The sequence below is a fragment of the Sneathiella limimaris genome (assembly GCF_012932565.1).
Lineage (GTDB): Bacteria > Pseudomonadota > Alphaproteobacteria > Sneathiellales > Sneathiellaceae > Sneathiella > Sneathiella limimaris.
In genome coordinates, this window is record NZ_JABBYJ010000001.1 from 599,125 (window position 1) to 617,406 (window position 18,282).

23 protein-coding genes and 1 tRNA gene are annotated in these 18,282 nt (G+C 48.3%); 14 read left to right on the plus strand and 10 right to left on the minus strand.

The window, feature by feature from the left end; translation table 11 throughout:
• Positions 1-13: 13 nt before the first annotated feature.
• From lptA to HH301_RS02830, 6 genes are all read left to right on the plus strand, one after another.
• Complete coding sequence (gene lptA / locus HH301_RS02805; RefSeq protein ID WP_169566553.1) at positions 14-580, plus strand: lipopolysaccharide transport periplasmic protein LptA; 567 nt, start codon at positions 14-16, stop codon at positions 578-580.
• Positions 581-594: 14 nt separating this feature from the next.
• Positions 595-1,371, plus strand: a complete 777-nt coding sequence (gene lptB / locus HH301_RS02810) for an LPS export ABC transporter ATP-binding protein (RefSeq protein ID WP_169566554.1) — start codon at positions 595-597, stop codon at positions 1,369-1,371.
• Between the two features lie 42 nt (positions 1,372-1,413).
• Entirely contained in the window at positions 1,414-2,949 is a 1,536-nt protein-coding gene (gene rpoN, locus HH301_RS02815) for an RNA polymerase factor sigma-54 (protein WP_169566555.1), read from the plus strand.
• Positions 2,950-3,112: 163 nt separating this feature from the next.
• On the plus strand, positions 3,113-3,700 hold the full coding sequence (gene hpf / locus HH301_RS02820) for a ribosome hibernation-promoting factor, HPF/YfiA family (RefSeq protein ID WP_169566556.1): 588 nt from the start codon (positions 3,113-3,115) through the stop codon (positions 3,698-3,700).
• 56 nt (positions 3,701-3,756) lie between these two features.
• Positions 3,757-4,215: a PTS IIA-like nitrogen regulatory protein PtsN gene (ptsN, locus tag HH301_RS02825; protein ID WP_169566557.1), complete on the plus strand. Its 459-nt coding sequence runs from the start codon at positions 3,757-3,759 to the stop codon at positions 4,213-4,215.
• 89 nt (positions 4,216-4,304) lie between these two features.
• Entirely contained in the window at positions 4,305-5,330 is a 1,026-nt protein-coding gene (locus HH301_RS02830; RefSeq protein WP_169566558.1) for a M23 family metallopeptidase, read from the plus strand.
• Positions 5,331-5,395: 65 nt separating this feature from the next.
• On the opposite strand, the gene HH301_RS02835 is transcribed toward HH301_RS02830, so the two are convergent.
• Positions 5,396-5,614, minus strand: a complete 219-nt coding sequence (locus tag HH301_RS02835) for a hypothetical protein (protein ID WP_169566559.1) — start codon at positions 5,612-5,614, stop codon at positions 5,396-5,398.
• 35 nt (positions 5,615-5,649) lie between these two features.
• A complete protein-coding gene (locus tag HH301_RS02840; RefSeq protein ID WP_169569467.1) occupies positions 5,650-6,099 on the minus strand; it encodes an Hsp20 family protein in 450 nt (149 codons plus the stop codon).
• 219 nt (positions 6,100-6,318) lie between these two features.
• Between HH301_RS02840 and HH301_RS02845 the strand changes: the two genes are divergently transcribed.
• A complete protein-coding gene (locus HH301_RS02845; protein WP_169566560.1) occupies positions 6,319-7,830 on the plus strand; it encodes a 3-hydroxyacyl-CoA dehydrogenase in 1,512 nt (503 codons plus the stop codon).
• Between the two features lie 57 nt (positions 7,831-7,887).
• On the opposite strand, the gene HH301_RS02850 is transcribed toward HH301_RS02845, so the two are convergent.
• The 5 genes from HH301_RS02850 to tmpT all read right to left on the minus strand — a co-directional run bounded on the left by HH301_RS02850 (position 7,888) and on the right by tmpT (position 10,639).
• On the minus strand, positions 7,888-8,163 hold the full coding sequence (locus HH301_RS02850; protein WP_169566561.1) for a hypothetical protein: 276 nt from the start codon (positions 8,161-8,163) through the stop codon (positions 7,888-7,890).
• A gap of 68 nt (positions 8,164-8,231) precedes the next feature.
• A complete protein-coding gene (locus HH301_RS02855; RefSeq protein WP_169566562.1) occupies positions 8,232-8,594 on the minus strand; it encodes a nitrile hydratase accessory protein in 363 nt (120 codons plus the stop codon).
• Positions 8,591-9,256: a nitrile hydratase subunit beta gene (nthB, locus tag HH301_RS02860; protein WP_169566563.1), complete on the minus strand. Its 666-nt coding sequence runs from the start codon at positions 9,254-9,256 to the stop codon at positions 8,591-8,593. The genes HH301_RS02855 and nthB overlap by 4 nt, the downstream gene beginning before the upstream one ends.
• Entirely contained in the window at positions 9,256-9,876 is a 621-nt protein-coding gene (gene nthA / locus HH301_RS02865; protein WP_169566564.1) for a nitrile hydratase subunit alpha, read from the minus strand. The genes nthB and nthA overlap by 1 nt, the downstream gene beginning before the upstream one ends.
• A gap of 118 nt (positions 9,877-9,994) precedes the next feature.
• The gene (gene tmpT, locus HH301_RS02870) at positions 9,995-10,639 is read right to left on the minus strand and encodes a thiopurine S-methyltransferase (RefSeq protein WP_169566565.1); all 645 of its coding nucleotides are present in this window, start codon (positions 10,637-10,639) and stop codon (positions 9,995-9,997) included.
• 103 nt (positions 10,640-10,742) lie between these two features.
• Between tmpT and HH301_RS02875 the strand changes: the two genes are divergently transcribed.
• Entirely contained in the window at positions 10,743-11,150 is a 408-nt protein-coding gene (locus HH301_RS02875) for a helix-turn-helix domain-containing protein (RefSeq protein ID WP_206378136.1), read from the plus strand.
• 36 nt (positions 11,151-11,186) lie between these two features.
• Here HH301_RS02875 and HH301_RS02880 read toward each other — a convergent pair.
• Positions 11,187-11,262: transfer RNA gene (locus HH301_RS02880), tRNA-Ala, on the minus strand.
• Positions 11,263-11,360: 98 nt separating this feature from the next.
• Entirely contained in the window at positions 11,361-11,693 is a 333-nt protein-coding gene (locus tag HH301_RS02885; protein ID WP_169566566.1) for a TIGR02300 family protein, read from the minus strand.
• A gap of 200 nt (positions 11,694-11,893) precedes the next feature.
• Between HH301_RS02885 and aroA the strand changes: the two genes are divergently transcribed.
• The 6 genes from aroA to HH301_RS02915 all read left to right on the plus strand — a co-directional run bounded on the left by aroA (position 11,894) and on the right by HH301_RS02915 (position 17,459).
• Positions 11,894-13,246 (plus strand): 3-phosphoshikimate 1-carboxyvinyltransferase, encoded by a 1,353-nt coding sequence (gene aroA, locus HH301_RS02890; protein WP_169566567.1) that lies wholly within the window; start codon positions 11,894-11,896, stop codon positions 13,244-13,246.
• Positions 13,243-13,872, plus strand: coding sequence for a (d)CMP kinase (gene cmk / locus HH301_RS02895; RefSeq protein WP_169566568.1), 630 nt, complete (start codon positions 13,243-13,245; stop codon positions 13,870-13,872). The genes aroA and cmk overlap by 4 nt, the downstream gene beginning before the upstream one ends.
• Positions 13,873-14,024: 152 nt before the next feature.
• Positions 14,025-15,737 (plus strand): 30S ribosomal protein S1, encoded by a 1,713-nt coding sequence (gene rpsA / locus HH301_RS02900; protein ID WP_169566569.1) that lies wholly within the window; start codon positions 14,025-14,027, stop codon positions 15,735-15,737.
• A 56-nt stretch (positions 15,738-15,793) separates the two neighbouring features.
• The gene (sppA, locus tag HH301_RS02905; RefSeq protein WP_169566570.1) at positions 15,794-16,699 is read left to right on the plus strand and encodes a signal peptide peptidase SppA; all 906 of its coding nucleotides are present in this window, start codon (positions 15,794-15,796) and stop codon (positions 16,697-16,699) included.
• 64 nt (positions 16,700-16,763) lie between these two features.
• Entirely contained in the window at positions 16,764-17,045 is a 282-nt protein-coding gene (locus HH301_RS02910) for an integration host factor subunit beta (protein ID WP_169566571.1), read from the plus strand.
• A gap of 39 nt (positions 17,046-17,084) precedes the next feature.
• Positions 17,085-17,459: a lipopolysaccharide assembly protein LapA domain-containing protein gene (locus tag HH301_RS02915; protein ID WP_169566572.1), complete on the plus strand. Its 375-nt coding sequence runs from the start codon at positions 17,085-17,087 to the stop codon at positions 17,457-17,459.
• Here the strand turns inward: HH301_RS02915 and HH301_RS02920 are convergent.
• Positions 17,437-18,216, minus strand: coding sequence for a glutathione S-transferase family protein (locus HH301_RS02920; RefSeq protein WP_169566573.1), 780 nt, complete (start codon positions 18,214-18,216; stop codon positions 17,437-17,439). The two genes, HH301_RS02915 and HH301_RS02920, sit on opposite strands and share 23 nt — an antisense overlap.
• Between the last annotated feature and the right edge of the window lie 66 nt (positions 18,217-18,282).

Sequence of the window (18,282 nt, forward strand, 5' to 3'; positions counted from 1 at the left end):
GATTGCTGACAGTATGAAACACAAGCTTGTAAGCGAGAAAGTCTGGCTGGTCCCACTCATCCTCATCACATGCATATTTATGCTTCCCTCTGCTTCAAGAGCGCAATCAGCCTTATCTGGTTCGGGCTTTGACACAGACCAACCGATTGAAATTCTTGCTGATTCTCTTGAGGTTCAACAAGCTAAGCAACAAGCCACCTTTGCTGGCAATGTTCAGGTTTTGCAAGGGGAAATTCGATTACAGGCAGCCAAGCTGATTGTTCATTATTCTGACACCAAGAATGAAAAAAACGCCAATACTGATGGTGATGCACCCCAAATCCGCAAGATTGATGCTGTTGGAGAAGTTTTCCTATCCAGCCCCCGGGAAACAGCGCAAGGGGATAAGGGAACTTATGATGTGATCAATAAACAGATCAATCTTGAAGGAAATGTGGTATTAACACAGGGTCAGAATATATTGCGGGGGCAGAAAATGGTCTTGGATCTTGTTTCCGGGAGAAGCCGGATAGTTGGAACAGGCACAGGCAATAGCAGCGGTCGGGTACGCGGCATCTTTGTTCCTGAAAAGAAAAACTAGTTCAGGTGAAGTATATGTCAGAGAGCGAATCCAAATCCGATACAGACGGACCCCGCCTGATTGCTGAAAACACTGGCCTGTCAGCCCAGAATATCGGCAAATCCTTCAAAAAGCGCCCAATTCTGAGGGGAGTAGACGTCACCGTTCACCGAGGTGAGGCTGTTGGCCTGTTGGGCCCAAATGGTGCGGGTAAAACGACCTGCTTCTATATTATGTCAGGCCTTTTAAGCGCTGATTATGGCTCTATTACCTTAGATGGGATGGATGTAACCCACCTTCCGATGTATCGCAGGGCCCGCCTAGGCGTTGGCTACTTGCCGCAGGAAGCCTCTATTTTCCGGGGACTTTCCGTTGAACAGAACATTCGCTCCGTTCTTGAACTTATTGAACCAATCCGGGAAAAAAGAGAGAACCAGCTAGAAGAATTGCTGGCCGAGTTTTCAATCTCTCATCTCAGAAGAACACCAGCAATAGCTCTTTCTGGCGGAGAACGCCGCCGAGTAGAGATCGCGCGGGCTTTGGCCGGAAGGCCTGGCTACATCATGCTGGACGAACCTTTTGCAGGTATTGACCCTATTGCTGTCGGTGATATTCGGGATTTAATCTCTCATTTGAAGGAGAGAGGCATTGGTGTCCTGATCACAGAACATAATGTTCGCGAAACCCTCGAAATTATTGACCGAGCCTACATTCTCAACGACGGACGTGTTATTATGGAAGGCAGTCCATCTGAAATTATCGAGGATGAAGGTGTCCGACGTGTTTATTTGGGAGACCGTTTTAACCTTTGATTTAACTAAAAAGAATAAAATCGGGAAAAAACGGGAGAAACTATGGCTTTAGCCCCCAGGTTGGAATTAAAGCAGAGTCAGCAACTCATTATGACTCCTCAATTGCAGCAAGCAATCAAATTGCTGCAACTATCCAATTTGGAACTGAGCGACTTTGTTGAGCAGGAATTGGATCGAAACCCTCTTCTAGAGCGGGGGGATACTGATCTCAATACAGATAAACCGGCCGATGTCGTTAATGAAAACGCTGACGGTTTTGGAAATGAAACTCCTGAATATGAAGGCCTACAGGACCTTTCCCTAACCGAGAAAGCAGCAGAGCAGTCTGTCAACGATAGTCCACTGGATGTGGATTACGACAATGATGCTACAAATGACAGCCTTATGGATGCGCCGCAACCTTCAGAAAGTGACTATCTTTCGAGCTCAGGCGCAACCGCATCGACCAGCTCATACTCTGATTTTTCTTTTGAAGATGTCCTCACTGAAGACGAAACTCTTCAGGATCATCTCACAAAACAGCTACATCTCCTCAATCTCCCTGCATCTCAAAAATTTGTAGCGACTTATCTAATCGATCTGGTGAACGATACCGGCTATTTCCTGCAGGATCTCACTGAAATCAGTCAAACGCTGAACTGCGACCCTGCATTTGTGGAAGAAACCTTTCAAATATTGCGCGAATTTGAACCAGCTGGCGTATTTGCGACTGACCTCGCTGATTGCTTGGCACTTCAACTTAAAGACAAAAACCGCCTAGATCCTGCAATTCAAGCTTTCCTAGACAATCTGGAACTGATGGCAAACCGGGATCTCAAAGGATTGATGGCAGTTTGCGGTGTCGACCGGGATGACATCATGGAGATGATCGCGGAAATTAAAGCGCTGGACCCAAAACCAGGACTTCAATTCAACCCATCTCTTGCCTCAACCGTCGTGCCGGACGTTTTTGTCCGGGAAAACCCGGATGGAACCTGGAACATTGAGCTTAATAGCGAAACCCTGCCAAAAGTTCTTGTAAACAATCGATATCATGCCCAAATAACTTCTAAGGGATTGAAAAAACAAGAGAAAGAATTCGTATCGGAATGCCTGCATTCTGCCAATTGGCTTATAAAATCACTGGATCAGCGAGCCAATACAATTCTCAAGGTAGCAACCGAACTGGTGCGCCAGCAGGAGAATTTTTTCCGGCATGGAATCGCTCAATTGCGCCCCATGAACCTCAAAGTTATCGCCGAGGCGATCGAAATGCACGAAAGCACGGTCAGCCGCGTAACAGCCAACAAATTCATTTCTACCCCGTTCGGGGTCTTCGAACTCAAGTATTTCTTCAACTCAGCCATCAATTCGACAGGTGGAGGCGACGCGCATGCGGCTGAATCTGTCAAATACAAACTCAAGCAACTTGTTGACGACGAGAAGCCTAACGCTATCCTTTCTGATGACAAGATTGTGGAACTCATGAAAAAGGAGGGTATAGACATTGCCCGGCGGACGGTCGCCAAATATCGGGATGCCCTGAACATCCCCTCATCCGTCCAGCGCCGGAAACAGAAAAAACTGCTCACCACCTGATAAAAGGAGCTAAGAAAATGGAACCACCATATCGCGCCGACCATAAATCCGGTTATTACGACTGATACCACTTAATCAGTCCGAAAAACGAGGTCGGTTGACTGGATAGCCCAGTTTAAAGGCCGATCTTCCTTAGTATCACTTAAAAGAATTGGGTCAAAATATGCATGTGATTGTCAAAGGTAAACAGGTTGATGTTGGAGCCGCTCTTACTGAGTATGTGGAAAACTCGCTGGAGGAAAGGGTTTCAAAATATTTTGACAACGCGATAGATGCGCAAGTTACGCTTAGTCGCAGGGGGCACGATTTTCATATTGAATGCAATGTTCACCTAGGTTCCGGGATAACGGTTGCCGCCTCTGGCAACCATTCAGATGCTCACGCCTGTTTTGATGTAGCTGCAGAACGCATTGACAAACAGCTCAGAAGATATAAAAGACGGCTCAAGGATCATCACAGCAAGGAACGCCTTCGGGCAAAACAGGATATGGCAGCCCAATCCTATGTATTGGCACCAGAACCTGAAGAGCCTGATGACGAGACAGAAGCAAACGGTGAATGGCAACCGATGATTATTGCTGAAAGTAGTCAGGAAATTCCAGACTGCTCTGTTGGTGAAGCTGTGATGCGGATGGATCTGGCAAATTTGCCAGCAATGATGTTCCATAATTCAGGAACGAAAGGATTGAATGTTGTATATCGTCGATCAGATGGCAATATTGGCTGGATTGATCCTAAGCTGGAAAACTAACAGCTGACAACGGAACCGCAATCCCCGATCACGATAGAACAACTGGTTAGAGACTCATGGAATTAGCTGATTTGATCAGCCCGGAAACTGTATTTGCCGATCTGAAGGCAACCAGTAAAAAGCAGGCATTACAGGAAATGTCGCGCCGGGCTGCCGCTCATACCGGATGTGATGAGCGGGAGATTCTAAACGTATTGATTGAGCGTGAACGCCTTGGAACAACAGGCGTAGGACAAGGGATTGCGATTCCCCACGGCAAACTGAAATCCCTGAAATCAATTCAGGGTTTCTTTGCACGTCTGGAAACCGGAATTGATTACGACGCCATGGATGACATGCCTGTCGATCTGATTTTTCTACTTCTTGCACCGGAAGAAGGGGGAGCAGATCATCTCAAGGCTCTGGCCAGAGTTTCGCGGACACTCAGAAGTGCAGAAAGATGTGAGCGCCTGAGAGGTACAGAAGATTCTGATGCTCTGTTTGCTGTGCTGACAGACGACACCGTCGCCGCCTAAATACAACCAGACTGTGAATTCGTTCACAGTCTGATCGTACGAAAACTGCTAGTTTCCAGTCCTCTGTAACAAACAGGATCCGTGTACTCATGATGTTTTCCAGTCGATTAGCAGGTCTTTTTCTGTGTTTGTCGCTTTCCGTATTTGCGCTCGATGTAAATGCACAAAGGAATCGCGCGCCAGTGCTAGACTTCCCGGTAAAATGTACAATTGGTGTGGATTGTTACGTCCAGCACTATATGGACACAAAACATGGGGCTGGGTCTGATGATTATACCTGTGGATCCTTGACCTATGACCGTCATGACGGAACGGATATCCGCATCTTAACCTTAAAACAGATGGAAAAAGGCGTGCCCGTTGTTGCGGCGGCTGATGGTCGGGTCTTTAACCTTCGAAAAAATGTTCCGGATCAGTATTTCAGTGACTACTCAAAGGCCAAGCAACGGGAAGTATACAGCGAAGGACTAGGAAATGTTGTCATCCTTCACCATGGAGGTGGGTGGAACACGTTCTATGCACATCTAAAGCGGGACTCCATTCAAGTCACTAAGGGGCAGAGTGTCTCTAAAGGCCAAATTCTCGGATATGTCGGAATGTCGGGGCTGACAGATTTCCCACATCTTCATTTTGAGCTACGCCATAAAGGCGTTCGGCTGGACCCTTTCACAGGGTTAAAAAAGGGATCTGGCTGCGATAATTTCGAAACAAGCTATTGGTCAGAAGAAGCTTTAAATCTCATGACCTATAACCCAACCTTCTTTGTCGTCTCTGGTATGTCTGAAACAAAGCCCGATGACCGCAAAGATCTGGAAAAAGGGGATAAGGCAGAAACTGTTCTAAACCCGCTCGCCCCCAAGCTGTTCTTTTGGACCTATTACATTGGGAGTAAAAAGGGCGATAAAATAACGCTTCAGCTTATTGATCCAAAAGGGGAAGTGGTAAAGACACACACCAGTAAACCTGCCGGTACTGATCAGATCAGTATTTATCGTTTCTTTGGAATGGAGAAACCTGAAGGCGGATGGATGCGCGGAGCTTACAAAGGCGCAATCAAGATCCATCGTCTTACTGGGGAAATTTTTGAGGATAGTGCCACTATTCTTGTCGAATAGGTTCGACCAACTTTTTCTTAGGCAAAGGGGATGACCCTTTGCCTCATCAATATGGTTATCTCGTTTTAGCTAACGAGAAACGCATCTAAATCATTTTGCTTGGCAATAATCAGGGCAAGTTCTGGACTGTCCTCTTCACCAAGACGCTGACCATCAGCGGAAAAAATTGCATAGACAATTGTTCCCTCTTCTTCGATCTGGCGCACATAGGCGGTATCCATAGATCCAAGAACGGCAAGCGCTGCCGGACTGATTTGGCGCATGGCTGTTTCTTGATACTGCATTACTAAACTCCTATTGAACTCCAAACTCGCCCGGCCTAATCCGAATCCTTGTTTGAACCTATGGTTTTTAAACTCTGCCCACCGTTTTTGTCGTTGATCTCAATCTGCCGAATATCTGATTTCTCGATCGGCAATCGAAGATCAACGTGAAGCAATCCGTTATCCATCTCTGCGCCCACAACTTTCACGCCTTCGGCCAGGACAAACTTCCGTTTGAACTGCCGGGCTGCAATACCGCGATGAATATAGACCCGCCCCGTGTCTTCATTCTGCTTACCATGAATGATAAGTTGGTTTTGTTCCAGCGTTATCTGCAAGTCCTCTTTAAAAAATCCGGCAACAGCCAGCGTAATTCGAAGATCGCTGTCAGAAATCTGTTCAATATTGTAGGGCGGATATCCTTCGCCGTTCGATTTGGCGAGCTGTTCAAGCATATGCTCGAATCTGTCAAATCCCAGCAACAAAGGACTGTTAAAAACAGACATAGTTGACACGTTACTTTCTCCTCATCTGAGCGAGTTTTGAATAAGCCCGAAAATCGGCACTTTTCTGGCAACCCACTATGGCGCTGCCTTTGTGTTTAATGTAGGTTGCCTTGACCCTCGCATCAAGACAGCGAAGAGAAGAATTATCATTATCTGCTCATACAGAGGCGGATAAAGGTCAAAACCCGATAAAAACAAAGAATATACCGGAGTATTATGATGAGTATTGACCCAAATAAAAATGGACTTGTTGTCGGCGTCGTTGGTGCCGGCGCCATGGGGCGCGGAATCGCTCAGGTCTCTGCTACAGGTGGCATGAAAGCCAAAATTTTTGATACAGCAGAAGGCGCTGCCCAAAAGGCCTGCGACTTTATTGCCGGCATGATTGACCGTTCGGTTGAAAAGGGACGGATGAGCAGCGAAGATGGTGATCAGGCGAAAGCCAACCTCCAAGCCGCCAGCTCCCTTGAAGAGTTCAAGGATTGTGACCTTGTGGTGGAAGCCATCGTCGAAAATATCGACATCAAACAAAAAGTTTTCCAACAGATTGAAGGCATTGTGTCAAAAGACGCGATCATCGCCTCCAATACATCCAGCATCCGTATTTCCTCCATTGCCTCCGCCTGTACCCACAAAGACCGGATTGCAGGTCTGCATTTCTTTAATCCTGTCCCACTCATGAAACTGGTGGAAGTCATCAATGCTACAGATACCAGCGCAGCAACCACAGAAGCCCTGACAGTTATTGGCAAACGTATGGGCCGGGTCCCTGTTGTCGTTAAGGATGCACCGGGCTTCCTGGTCAACCTTGGTGGTCGTGCCTACACAACCGAGGCTATGCGTCTGGCTGCAGAAGGAGTTGCAGAACCTCATGAAGTAGATGCCATCATGCGCGATGCTTGCGGTTTTCGCATGGGCCCGTTTGAGCTTGCGGATCTTACCGGTATCGATGTGAATTTCCCCGTAAGCCAAATCATTTATAATGGCTATTTCCAGGATAAACGCCTTGCCACAAGTCCGATCCACGAAAGCATGATGGAAGCGGGCCGTCTTGGGCGAAAAACCAAAGCTGGCTTCTATCAATATGATGAAAACGGTCAAATCATCTATCCCGAGCCAGCAGAGCGGGTGAAAGTTGAAAAAGCGCGCCGGGTCTATGTCCCTGAAATGACGCAGGAGATCGAATCCTTGTTACGGGATCTGGCTGTAAGCATCCTGAAAGAAGACGATGGAACTTCCCCAATCCTGATCGCACCTGTTGGTGAGGATTGTACGAGCGCTTCTGTGCGTCTGAAACTGGACGCTAAGCGCGTTGTCGCCATCGATATGCTGACCGGCATCTATCAACATGCCACAGTAATGACTGCTCCAGGGGCAGACGATGATTGCGTGAATTCTGTCATTGCCGCCCTTTATGAGGTGACCAATAAGGTTACCCGGATTAAGGATAGCCCTGGCTTTGTTGCCCAGCGCCTTCAGGCGATGATAGCAAACCTGGGCTCTGAAATGGCTCAAATCGGCATTGCTAGCCCTGAAGATATCGACAAAGGCATGAAACTGGGCCTCAACTATCCCCATGGATCCGTTGAGATGGCTGAACACCTGGGTGTTCTAAACACCCTCACAATCCTTCAGACCATTCAAGAAATTACAGGTGAAGAAAGATATCGGCCAAGCCTTTGGCTTCGCAGGCGGGCCCTTCTGAACTTACCGATCCATACCCCAAATTAAGGTCGGAACTAAATAAAAAGGCGCCAAAAGGCGCCTTTTTTATTCGATAGTTAAAAATCAGTTTGCTTGAGAGGCTTCCGCTTCCGCTTTTTGAGCTGCCATCTCTGCCATCTGATGAAGCGCTCCAGCAACTGCTGCAGACCCGCCCAAACTGGTTTCCATCGCCTGCATCAACGTAGCTACAACACCAGCGTTGAAATAGTCACGCTCTAGCCCGGCTTCAACGCAATCCTGAAGAGCTTTATCTAGATACTCCGTAATAATCTGAGCAGCTTTATCCAGCTTTTGCCGTGTCTCATCATCTGGGAGAGAAAAATTTTCACTATTGGTCACATTAACACCTGTTATCAATATCCAGTCTTGCCTCAGACATAGGACGATTGGAGATCCGGATCAAAGTATTATTTGACTGTTTTTAACTCTATGGGTTTGCCATGTTCTGTTTCCAGATGGGCCTGCAACCAGTCTGCTTTTCGTGTCTGCTGCTGGTCTGTTGTCATAAAGTCTTTTGCCACCAGCAGTTTTTCAAGTGCAGCTAGCCAGCAAAGGTAATAGTCCTGATTACCGCATGCCCTCCCTTGACGGGTGGCTGCTCGAATTTCTTCTCCAAAAAGATCAGCCCATTCGCTCCAGGTAAAATGCCCCTGCTCCTTAAGCTGCAAGGTCATCGCAAAGGCTTGTGCTTGCCAAGGTTCCTCAAAAACTGGGCCATTATCATCTTTTGGAATGGGCATATCAGTGAGTGCCAGATCCATTTCACTCATGATATGGCCTCTAGATGATCATCCCAAAGATCAATATAGATATAATCCCCCTCAGTTCCATCAGCGCCCCAAAGCTCCGTTGAGGAAAAACGCACACTGTAAAGATGCTGAGGGTCCTCACTGCCATGGGCATTGCTATCAGCAAACACATGAAGGCCATAATCCGCAACGATTTCCCCCTGTTTTCCACGGGCATAGCTGGGAAGACGGGTATGTCCTGGCGGATGAATGTTCCGCCCCCGAACCAAATCACCTACCTTAAAGCGGGCTGCTTTTCCCTCTTCCCGCAGGAAATAGCCGCCTTTATCCAGGAACGCATCGACCTGATCAGGCGCCATCTTGGATCCGGTGGACAATGTAATGGGTTCTGGTCGAGCTTCTCTCGCCAATTCTTCCACGGTTAAAATCCCTTTTTCGGACAGGATTCGCTCAAGCCCATCAAGCCAGATCTGATAGTAGCTGCTTGATAGGTAAAGCGCAGGTTTCATTCGCTCCCGAGCATGTCGGGATTCGTCGATACTCCGGATCTTCAAAGGGCCAATTGCGTTGTTGATGGCAAATACCCGTTTTTCCCATTCCGCATGAAAGACCGGATCGCTTTCATCCTCCGGGTTTACAGGACCCATCCCATGCATGCCGCCCATATCATGTACACCATCCATCAGGCAGCCTCCTCTTCACCAGGTCGTTTGGCCTCTGTAACACCGATCATGGAATCGCGGGTAACCAGTTTTTGCAAATCCTCTTCAGACCAACCCTCAGTCCCCTCTGGCCGACGGGGGATAACCAGATAGCGCATTTCAGCAGTGCTATCCCAAACCCTTACTTCAGTTTCCTTTGGGATATGGGTTCCAAACTCTTCCAACACCTTGCGGGGCTCCCGCACGACCCGAGATCGATAGGGCGCTGACTTATACCAAACCGGCGGCAAGCCAAGAACCGGCCACGGATAGCAGGAGCAAAGGGTGCAGACGACGACGTTGTGAACCTTATTGGTATTTTCCACCACAACAATTTCCTCACCGCCGGCGCCGGAAAATCCAAGTTCAGCAATTGCTTTTGTTCCATCCTCCCTCAAACGAGACAGATAGTCCGGATCACTCCATGCTTTGGCGACAACAGCCTTGCCGTTTTGAGGTCCCACCCGATTTTCATAGCGATCTACTATTGCATCGAGTGTCTTGGGATCAATTAGTCCCTTTTCCACCAGCAGGCTCTCCAAAGTTTTAACTCTTAGAACAGTATCTGACGGGGGTTCATCATGTTTGTGGTTATGACCCATGGAGGGAGCTCCAACTCATTGTCTGTCGTAGATTTGATTTATCATGAAACAGAACACCACCAGACTGCAAGCTGACTTTTTAGTCCGGCTTTTTTGAAGAGAGTAGAGAGCCCAAACCTCATGCAAGATTTGGTCTCAAATACCAGGCCTGCTCAACGGCAGGTACAGTTGGTCTCAATCCATTCGGGAGCGTGAAACTCTCTAGCAGACTTATCTCATAGTCTTTGCTGTAGTAGTCTTCAATCATTTCGCTTGTGATAGAAAAAGGCGGTCCTTGCAAGAGGGTCTGATCATAGTTGAAGGTCAACAATAATTGCGGGGCATTTCCCGTTACCTCCATAAGCTTCGTTGCATATTTCTGTCGCATATCTTCTGGCAGGGCAACCAAGGCTGCCCGATCGTAAATCGCGTCAACGGGACCCAAAGTCTCAGACGTAAGATCAAAGAAATCACCAACGAAAAGATCCAGGTTTGGCGCCTGATAGAGATCAAACGCACCAGCTCGGGTTACGATTGGCTCTACCTTCTGTTCTTCAAAATACTGTTGGATCGCCAGTTTACTGAGCTCGACCCCACAGACCTGAAACCCTTCTGACAGAAGCCAGGTCATATCCAGTGTTTTTCCACAAAGAGGGAGGAAAATCCGCTGATCTGGTCCCGAAGCCACTTGTGAAAGATGTGTCTGTAGACGCCCGTTCACCACAGGCTGGTGAAATCCTAATTGTCCCTTTTCCCATCTATCATGCCAAAAATCTGCCTCCATTCCACTTCTCCACCTTAAGATATCAAGACATACATATTGCCAACAAACTTGGCTTTCAACTAAGCTACAACCTCAAGTGAACTTTAGGTCAAGAGGGAATTTCATGCAGGTTTTGGATATTGGAGAAGTCGTCTCTCAAACCGGTCTAGCGCCTTCTACCCTCCGCTATTATGAAGAAAAAGGCTTGATCCAATCCTGCAGTCGCAAGGGTTTGAGGCGGCAGTATCTCTCCAATACAGTTTTGCAACTTTCGCTGATCACGCTCGGTCGAAGCGCAGGATTTACACTGGACGAGATCGCAGATCTTTTGAAAACAGGTCATAAAGGGGAAATTGATCGGCAAAAGCTGGTTGAAAAAGCAGATGAGCTAGATGAGACGATCAAGACACTGACCGCCATGCGTAACGGTCTCAGGCATGCCGCGAACTGTCCGGCCCCCAGTCATCTGGAATGCCCTAAATTCCAGCGCTATCTGAAAGTTGCTTCAAGATTCAAAGCCTATAGCAAATGAAAAAGCCCCGGCATTTCTGCCGAGGCTTTCGAATTCTGGTGGAGCCAATCGGGATCGAACCGACGACCTCTTGAATGCCATTCAAGCGCTCTCCCAACTGAGCTATGGCCCCATATGTGAAGACGTCTCCGTCTTCAGTGCGCGGAAACTATGCTGAACTTCTGCCAAATTCAAGTCAAAAATTCAGTCATAGGGTCACCGCTTGGTTTTTTAGGTATCATCCTCATCAGAAGAGCGGACAACAACACCCAGATCATCATTGTCATCGTCTTCGAGATCGACGTCATCTTCAGCGAGAATCTCTTCATCATCCAGCAAGAGACTAACGTCTTCTTCATCCTCAGAAACTACCTTTTTGGCCTTTTCCGCTTTGGCTTTAACCTCAGTCTCATCAACTTTGGCTGCTTTAGAAGGCTTTAAAAGCTTTTCAACAACAAGTTCCGTGCCGCATGCTGGGCAGACAATCGGATTTTTAAGCATATCGTAAAACGGTTTGCCGCAGGATTTACAACGATGCTTCGAGCCCCATTCCGGTTTAGCCATTTTTTCCTCACACCGAATACAATGGATAAAGTCGTGCAATTTTTTGCTCGTTTGCCAGAAACCTTATCGCGTGTCAAAAGTTTCTTGCATCCAAGCTGTACGAATATGTGACAAAAGTTAAAAACCTTGTTAAAAACGGGAAATTTTTCAACACTTGGTCACTGTCTTGATGTTTTTTGGATAAGACGACCTACAAATTTATGACAATGGACAAAATGATTAGCGGACCGGTCACTTCATCAGCCTGCGGCCCGATTAAAGGGCGTGTCACCGTCCCCGGCGACAAATCGATTTCCCATCGCTCCCTGATACTAGGGTCCTTGGCCATTGGCCAAACTCGGGTTTCAGGCCTTCTGGAAGGCGAGGACGTTCTGGCAACAGCTGAAGCCATGCGAAAGCTCGGTGCACAGGTTGAAAAACAAGATAGTGGCGACTGGATTGTCAACGGTGTGGGCGTTGGAAGCCTCAGCGAGCCGGACAGTGTGCTGGACATGGGGAATTCAGGAACTGCGGCCCGACTTTTGATGGGACTGGTAGCCAGTGCTCCATTTAACAGCTTTTTCTCTGGGGATGCATCTTTGCACAAGCGTCCGATGAAGCGGGTGGCAACCCCTCTTACGCAGATGGGAGCGACCATCACAAGTCGCTCTGGCGATCGCTTTCCTTTATGCGTCACCGGTCGCGACCTGATGCCGATTACCTATGAATTACCTGTTGCCTCCGCCCAGGTGAAATCCTGTATTTTGCTCGCAGCCCTTGATACACCGGGCATTACAACGGTCATTGAACCCAAACCAACCCGCGATCATACCGAAAACATGCTCCGTCATTTCGGTGCCGAAATATCTGTTGAAACTGCTGAAGATGGTGCTCGCACCATTTCCTACCAAGGGCAACAAGAGCTTACCGCGGCAGACATTATTGTCCCTGGTGATCCTTCTTCTGCGGCTTTCTTGGCAGTTGCTGCAGCGATTATCCCAGGGTCCCACATCGTGATTGAAAATGTGGGTGTAAACCCCCTTCGTGACGGCTTGTTTGAAACACTAGGGCAAATGGGTGCTGATCTAACGATCACTAACCTGCGGGAGCAGGGCGGCGAACAGGTTGGCGATATTGAGATCCATGGAGGCTTGCTCAAAGGAGTGACCGTTCCGCCGGAACGAGCCATATCCATGATTGACGAATATCCAGTTCTCTTTGTCGCTGCGGCGTTCGCTCACGGGACAACAACCATGAGAGGCCTTGAGGAACTCCGCGTCAAAGAAAGTGACCGGATCGCTGTCATGGCCGAAGGATTGAAGGCTTGCGGGGTAAAACTTGAAGAATTGGACGATGGTCTGATCATACACGGCCGTGCTGTCCCGCCCAAAGGCGGCGCCACTGTCGAAACCCACCTCGACCACCGGATCGCAATGTCATTCCTGGTCATGGGGATGGGATCTGAAGAGCCCATTACAGTCGATGATGGCTCTGTCATGGAAACCAGTTTTCCAGGATTTTCGTCCCTGATGAACAGCATCGGTGCCAATATCCAACAAGGAAGATCTTCATGATTATTGCTGTAGATGGTCCTGTAGCTGCTGGAAAAGGGACACTAGCTAGGCGAATCGCTGATATATATGGCCTAAAATACTTGGATACAGGGGCTCTTTACCGGGCTGTGGGATTATTACTGCTGAAAAGGGGAGAAGATCCCGCTAACGAACAAAAAGCCGTTCAGGCGGCAGCCGATGTTGGTGAAATTGATCTAACAGATCCAGCGCTTCGAAACGAGGAAACGGGCAATGCCGCCTCTAAAGTTGCTGCGATCCAGCCGGTCCGGGATGCTCTGCTTGAGTATCAGCGAAATGTAGCGAAAGCCAAGCCAGGAGCGGTTTTGGACGGCAGGGACATTGGCACAGTTGTGTGCCCGGACGCCCCCGTAAAGCTGTTCGTAACTGCCAGTGCAGAGGTTCGCGCCCAGCGGCGCTTTGAAGAGCTGAAGGCCAAAGGTCAGAACATCACTTATGAGGCCGTACTCAGTGATCTGAAAGAGCGGGATGAGCGGGATATGGGGCGAAAAAACGCTCCATTGACCCAAGCAGCAGACGCCCACTTGCTTGATACAACAAAATTGGATATAGAGGCGGCTCTCAAAGCAGCCTGCCAGATTATCGATGCATCTAAAGATGCTTCATAAGACAGGCGGAATGAATAGAGAAGGTCCCGCCCACGCTGGGATCATTTGAATAGCGTTTTCCAAGCGTGACAGAAAAGACTGGAAAACAAGTGGCCATCGATCCGCCGGATACCGGTTTGGCCTGATATGGGATCATTTAAGGAATTCAAAATATGTCCAATACAAATACCGCCGAAGAAGGCATGCCAGCCATGGAAGATTTTGCAGCCATGCTGGAAGAGTCCTACGGGACTAGCGATAGCCTTGAAGGCACAGTTATCAAAGGTACTGTTGTAAGCGTTGAGAACGATCTCGCCATCATTGATGTCGGATTGAAATCTGAAGGCCGCGTTCCTTTGAAAGAGTTTGCAGCCCCAGGACAGGATGCCGACCTTAAAGTTGGTGATACTGTTGAAGTGTTCCTGGAGCGGATTGAAAACTCTGCTGGTGAAGCTGTTCTGTCTCGTGACAAAGCTCGCCGTGAAGAAGCTTGGGAAAAACTCGAAGTTGCATTTGATGCGAACGAACGAGTTGATGGCATTATCTTCGGTCGCGTTAAAGGTGGCTTCACAGTTGACCTTTCCGGCGCTGTTGCCTTCCTGCCAGGCAGCCAGGTTGACGTTCGTCCGGTTCGTGACATTGCCCCACTGAAAGGTATTCCACAGCCATTCCAGATCCTGAAAATGGATCGTCGCCGCGGTAACATCGTTGTTTCGCGCCGCGCTGTTCTGGAAGAAAGCCGTGCGGAAGCTCGCGCTGAACTGATCGGAACACTGGAAGAAGGCCAGACACTTGAGGGTGTTGTTAAAAATATCACCGATTACGGTGCCTTCGTTGATCTGGGCGGCGTTGACGGCCTGCTGCATGTCACTGACATTGCATGGCGTCGTGTTAACCACCCATCCGAAGCTCTCACAATTGGTGAAACAGTGAAAGTTCAGGTTATCCGTCTGAACAAGGATACTCAGCGCATCAGCCTCGGCATGAAGCAGCTGCAGACAGATCCTTGGGAAAGCCTGGAAGCCAAATACCCACTGCACGCCAAATTCACTGGCCGTGTTACAAACATCACCGACTATGGTGCTTTTGTTGAGCTGGAACCAGGTGTTGAAGGTCTTGTCCACGTTTCCGAAATGAGCTGGACCAAGAAAAACGTACACCCAGGCAAAATCGTCTCTACTTCCCAGGAAGTTGAAGTTATGGTTCTGGAAGTGGATGAATCCCGTCGTCGGATCAGCCTTGGCCTGAAACAGTGCCTTGACAATCCTTGGGAAAAATTCGCTGAAACAACTCCGGTTGGCAGCACCATTAAAGGTGAAGTTAAAAACATCACTGAATTTGGTCTGTTCGTTGGCCTCGAAAACGACGTTGACGGCATGGTTCACATGTCTGATATCGATTGGAGCGAGCCAGGCGAAAAAGCCATCCAGAACTACAACAAAGGTGACGAAGTTACAGCCAAGGTGCTGGACATTGACATCGAAAAAGAGCGTATCAGCCTTGGCATCAAACAGATGTCAGAAGATCCGTTTGCTGGCGCCAATGAACTGAAAAAAGGTGCAGTTGTTACTTGTACTGTTACTGGAATTCAGGACGCTGGTGTTGATGTTGAAGTTGCCGAAGGTGTTGTTGGCTTCATCCGCAAGGGTGACCTGAGCCGTGATCGCGCTGAACAGCGTCCAGACCGCTTTGCGGTTGGTGACAAGCTGGATGCTAAGATCACCTCTATTGACAACAAAACCCGGAAAGTTTCACTCTCCATCAAAGCCAAAGAAGTTGCTGAAGAAAAAGAAGCCGTCGCACAATACGGTTCTTCTGATGCAGGTGCTTCCCTTGGTGACATCCTCGGTGCTGCTATGCGCAAAGCCGAAGGTTCAGACGAGTAAACTTTGGATACCATCGGCATTTAAGGAAATGATGGTCCACCAGAAACGGAGACAACATGTCCATTGATACCGATGCGATATTAGACAGGCGCCGCTTGAAGCGGCGCCTGTTTTTTTGGCGAGCCTTCGCTGTTGTGGCAATTCTGACTGCCATCGGTGTCGGCGTTGCCCGCTTTGCCGGCTCGGAAAACGGGGAGCATGTTGCGCGTCTCGATGTCACCTCGGTTATCGTCGAGAATGAGCGACGCCAACAGGTTATCCATGAAATTGCCCAGAACGATGACGCCAAAGCGCTTATTGTCTATATAAATAGCCCAGGTGGTTCCACCTACGGCAGCGAACGCCTGCTAAAAGCCTTGAAAAGGGTAGCTCAAAAAAAGCCTGTCATTACGGTTATTGGGACTGTTGGGGCATCCGGTGGATATATGACAGCCCTGGCAGGTGAACATATCTTTGCAGGCGAGAGCTCCATAACAGGGTCGATCGGGGTAATTGTTCAACTAACCGAAATGTCCGAGTTGATGGAAAAAATCGGAGTAAAAGCCGATGCGATCACCTCCGGAGAACTAAAAGGTGAGCCTTCGCCTTTTAAACCCCTCTCTGAAGCTGGACGAAGAAATTTGAAAGAAATGGTCCTGCAAACCCACGAATGGTTTGTGGATCTGGTTGCCGACAATCGTCCAATCTCAAGAGCGGAGGCTGCCGCAATTGCCGATGGTCGCGTACTGATTGGTAAAGCAGCCCTGCAGGCCGGTCTGATTGATGAGCTCGGGGGCCTCGAAGAAGCCAGAAGATGGCTGGAATCACAGAAGCAGATCCCAAGCTCTCTGCCGTTGATTGTTGCTGATTATAGTACGCCAAAAGGGCTGATACAGGAGCTTTTACAGGGAATATTGGGGAAAAGCGTTATATCAGAACGACTTACACTTGACGGGTTGATTTCTCTTTGGCAACCTAATTAAAGAAAATTTGACTAAACGTCGATTGACCGTAGCAGTCGGAGTTACACGTGGGGGACTTCTCAGAATGATTAAGTCAGAGTTGATTGCTAAAATCGCAGAAAATAATCCAAATTTGTATTTGCGCGATGTTGAGCGAATAGTTGGTACTATTTTTGATACAATTTCGGATGCTCTGGCAAACGGTGAACGTGTGGAACTTCGCGGTTTTGGGGCCTTTTCAACAAAAGAACGGGCGTCTCGCGTTGGTCGGAACCCGCGGACAGGTGAACAGGTTTCTGTTGATCAGAAGCTCGTCCCATTCTTCAAATGTGGTAAAGAAATGCGGGAAAAGCTGAACGATAATTAATCGTTCTATCCTGCTCGGCACCAGAAAACAGGAAAAAAAGTGAAACTTATTTCATGGATTTTTGTAGTCCTTTTGGGACTGGCAGTGATTATTCTCAGTATCGGGAATAGAGAATCAGTTACCTTTTCCCTGTTTCCTCTTCCTTATGTCATGGAAATTCCGCTTTTCATCCTGATTTTGGGAGGCGCTTTTCTAGGTGTTATACTGGGTGCCATTCGAACCTGGATTTCAGATGGTAAGGCCCGATCCGAAAATCGGGCCAATAAACAGGAAATCTTGCGCCTGAAAGGCGAAATTGCCCGACTTGAAAAAGAAAAAGCAGCCCAGAACAAAGCCGTTGGCCAAGATGCAAAGCATTTGCTTCAACTTACAAACTCCGAGAGCACCTCATCTAAGCAGAGCGCCGCTGGCTAACATCAGCCTGATCAGGGGCGATAAATTTAGCTTCTGAACCACCAGCTCCTTCTTCCTTCGGCCACCAAATCGCTTTCAGGCGATCACAATAATCACAAAGATTGTCAAATTTTCGGATTTCCTGCTGCAACTGGCCGGTTACAGGCTGATAGAGAATATTCGCCAGATGGCCGTAAACACTCGTATCCGTCAGCGTCGGCTCAGGCCCCAAAAAATAGGGTTTTGACCCGAGCTTAATAGAGAGTGCCTCCAGATCTGCTCGAGCTTTACCATAAATCTCCGACGGCTCATGTCGGCTGAGACCTTGCTTAAAGATCGACTGCAAAACCGATTTTTGAGCTTTCGATCTGATTAGCCCACGAATGGGCCAGGGTACGGATCTAAAAACTTCCGCCGAAAAAGCAGGCCAGACAGCTTCATCCTGCCATCGAGAATAGAGAATAACGAAGTAGAAATGCTCTTCCACCATCCGGCGAATCATTAATCCTTCCGCACGGGCATCAAGGTTCAGGTTTGCATCCGGATCCTTACCCGTTCGCGCCGCAAGATACTGAATTATAAGTTCACTATCACCAATGACTTTGCCGTCAGTTGCAACGAATGGAAGTTTGCCCTTTGGACCAAGTTTTCGAAAACTCCATTCATTCCGATACGAAATTCCTGCTAGACGAAGCCAGCTCTCCAGTTTCAGGCCAAACGGACTAAACTGACTGGCAAAGATGGGTGGAAAATTATTGACCACAAGTTTTTCTGACATCTCAATATCCTGTTATCACATTCGGAAAACCATTGATACCAGACCCCTACTGACAGCATACTGTCA